The sequence below is a fragment of the Gilliamella sp. CG25 genome, from assembly GCF_046635705.1.
Lineage (GTDB): Bacteria > Pseudomonadota > Gammaproteobacteria > Enterobacterales > Orbaceae > Gilliamella > Gilliamella apicola_I.
Genome location: NZ_JBIDFJ010000024.1, coordinates 1 through 2888 on the forward strand (window position 1 = coordinate 1; position 2888 = coordinate 2888).

2 protein-coding genes are annotated in these 2888 nt (G+C 45.2%); both read left to right on the plus strand.

Annotated features, from left to right (window positions below; translation table 11 throughout):
• Window positions 1-75: 75 nt before the first annotated feature.
• Complete coding sequence (locus tag ACGH6P_RS10955; protein WP_411597476.1) at window positions 76-1794, plus strand: DUF2345 domain-containing protein; 1719 nt, start codon at window positions 76-78, stop codon at window positions 1792-1794.
• An 11-nt stretch (window positions 1795-1805) separates the two neighbouring features.
• The coding region (locus tag ACGH6P_RS10960; RefSeq protein WP_411597475.1) for an SH3 domain-containing protein at window positions 1806-2888 on the plus strand (1083 nt) is incomplete at its 3' end.

The following is a 2888-nucleotide window of genomic DNA, read 5'->3' on the forward strand; positions in this document are numbered from 1 at the left end:
TATGAGCAGGTCAGCGATATTGATTACCGGTTACCCAGCGGAACGCTGGATGGTGGCGCAGAAAGTATCTGGGATATTCGGTTACGCAGTCGGGTGGTGGAGTCATCGGTTAAAGTGCAGGATTATAACTATCGGGATGCGAAAGCGAATTTACACGGTGACGTGAACAGCCAGCCCAAAGACAGCACCACCTATGGCACGGATTACCGTTATGGCGAGCACTACAAAGGGCTGAGAAGTAACGGACAGGCAGATAAGCTAAAAGGTGAGGCAGATAACGATAACGAAGACTCAACCGACCCGAATAATGTCACCGAAAGCGGACAATGGTATGCCCGAATACGGCATGAACAGGCAATCAGTGAAAAAATCGTGATTAGTGGCAAAAGCAACCGCTATCACCTGACACCGGGGCAACGGATACAGATTAAAGGCAGTCCGTTAGTTGATATTGCTGACGGGGTGATAATATTAAGTGTGGAAGGGCAAGGCAACCGCACGGATGCTTACGAGCTACATTTTACCGCTATCCCGTATCAGGTATTAAAACCATACCGCCCCAAACCGATAGCCTGGCCGCAAATCGGGGGAACCTTACCGGCACGGGTGACCAGTCCGGACAATGACACCTACGGCTATATAGATACCCAAGGTCGGTATCGGGTGAAATTTAACTATGACCTGAAAGCGTGGAAAGCAGGCAATGAAAGTTTATGGGTAAGACTGGCAAAACCGTATGCCGGAGGCACTTATGGCTTTCATTTTCCGCTAATAGACGGCACGGAAGTCGCCATGGCATTTATGGACGGCAATCCTGACCGCCCGTATATTGCCCATGCCATGCACGACAGTGCTCACCCTGACCATGTCACCACAATAAACAAACACCGTAATGTGATTCGCACCCCCACCAATAACAAATTGCGCATGGATGACAAACGGGGACAAGAGCATATCAAGCTGGCGACTGAATACGGCAAAACGCAACTTAATCTGGGTCACTTAGTCAACCAAAAAAAAGAATTACGGGGTGAAGGGTTTGAACTGCGCACTGATGAATGGGGGGCGATAGCGGCTGAAAAAGGCTTATACCTGACCAGCCAGACCGAGCCGAAAGCGCAGGGCAAACAACTGGATATGCAAGGCGCAATTAGCCAGATAGAAAACGCCTTATCGATTGCCAAATCACTACAAAATGCCGCCAACCAAGCCGAAGCCCACGGGGCTGACACCGACAGCCAAGACCAGCTCAAGGCAAACTTAACTGAGCTGGCGCAAAGTGGCATATTAGCTTACGCTCAGCAAGGTATTGCGTTAACCAGTCCTGAAAACATCCAGCTATCAACCGGTAACAGCGTGAGTGTCACCGCTGAAAACCAGACTGACATCACGGCATTAAAAAACATCACACTGGCATCGGGCGATGCGATAGGGTTATTTGCTCACCAATCGGGGATGAAGGTCTTTGCCAACCAAGGGGATATTGACATACAAGCCCAAAATGCCAACCTGAATATGGCGGCTAAACAAGATATCAAAATCGACAGTGTGGACGGCGAACTGACCATTACAGCAAGCGATGAGCTAACATTAATGTGTGGTGGCTCTTATATCAAAATCAGCAGTGAAGGCATAGAGCTTGGCACACCGGATAATGTGTACATGAAATGTAATGTGATGCAAAAAATGGGACCGGCAAGTATTGATAGTGACAAATTAAAATTTACATCCAGTGATATTGATGTAGCACTTATGCGTTTAATCAATAGTGATGTTATCAATTTTTCAGGATAAAGGAATCAACCATGGCATTAACCCCCCTAAAAAAATGGAAATATCCGGTCGTTACCAATGACCCAAAAAAATCAAGCGCTGCCCATTATCATCAAGCCTTAATGTTAGTGGAAGAAGGTTTCTATCCTGTGAGCGTTAATAAACAGGTACATGGCGGCATTCATTTTGATGAAAAAGCGCTTAAGAATTTAGGCATTGTATATGATAAACCTAGCAAAGTGTGCTGTATAGCTGATGGTGAAGTCATTGCTTATCGGGTAAACGACAATTATCAAAAAGTTGATTATGGTGATAAGGTTGGTTTTTTCTCAACGGGTTTTGTTTTAGTTCGTCATCTGCTTGAAATGGAACGAATTGAAGAAGCGACCCCGCCAGCGACACCAACTCCAACAACCGAAAGTCAGTCATCCCCTGAGGCAGCTACCACCAGCTCAACTGAAAATTCAACAGCGCCAGCAGCCAATGCATTACCGTCGTCAAATACACAGCCTACGACTACAACGCCGGTAAAAACATCACCAACGGGCACGAATACTAATACGCCAACTCCCCCAACGACAACCGGTGACGCATCAACAGCAAGTACACCGCCTGCTGCTGAAACGGCTAAACCTAAACAGCCCGGTCATCAGCTGTATTTTTATAGTTTATATATGCATTTGGCAGATACAAAGTACTATGAGGATAACCCCAAAGAGCCTGCGCCGGCATTTTGGGAGCAAGATATTTATCGGGTCACTGAAAAAGGTTTAGATTTTGTTGAAGGATTAAATATTCGAAAGAAGCCTGACTTAAAAAAAGGTGAGATTCTTGCAGTCTTACAAGCGGGCACCAAAGTGGAATTGAATCTTGAGTTACATACCGAAGATTATAAATGGTATGCGGTGACCTCATTAAAGGAAGGTTATTGTTCAATTCCGGTATTAACGCCTTATGAGCATGAAGGAAAGCAGATTATCGGTTGGGTTTTCAATGGAACTCAAAAGCAGCTCACGGAATCCGAATTTGATATAAAAAATAAAGATAAAGATAAAAATAAAAATTTTGCCAAATCAAAAGGACTGAGAGTCAGGGATGAAAGTAAAAAAAACATA